The organism is Streptomyces sp. AC627_RSS907 (genome assembly GCF_019049165.1).
Map to the genome: position 1 here is coordinate 1 of NZ_JAGMUE010000295.1, position 398 is coordinate 398.

The following is a 398-nucleotide window of genomic DNA, read 5'->3' on the forward strand; positions in this document are numbered from 1 at the left end:
GCCGGCTTCGGCGAGGGCGTCGGCGTGGTGCTGCTGGAGCGGCTGTCGGACGCCCGTCGTCACGGGCACCCGGTGCTCGCGGTGATCCGCGGCAGCGCGGTGAACCAGGACGGCGCGTCCAACGGGCTGACCGCCCCCAACGGCCCGTCGCAGCAGCGCGTCATCCGGCAGGCACTGGCCAATGCCGGGCTGAAGCCCTCCGACGTGGACGTGGTGGAGGCGCACGGCACGGGTACGTCACTGGGCGACCCGATCGAGGCGCAGGCCCTGCTGGCCACCTACGGCCAGGACCGCGACCGGCCGCTGTGGCTGGGCTCGCTGAAGTCCAACATCGGCCACACCCAGGCCGCCGCGGGCGTCGCCGGTGTCATCAAGATGGTGCTGGCGATGCGGCACGG

Annotated in this window: 1 pseudogene; it reads left to right on the top strand. The window is 73.6% G+C overall.

The window, feature by feature from the left end:
• Positions 1 to 398: pseudogene (locus tag KUM32_RS35365) on the top strand (polyketide synthase); the annotation flags it as partial.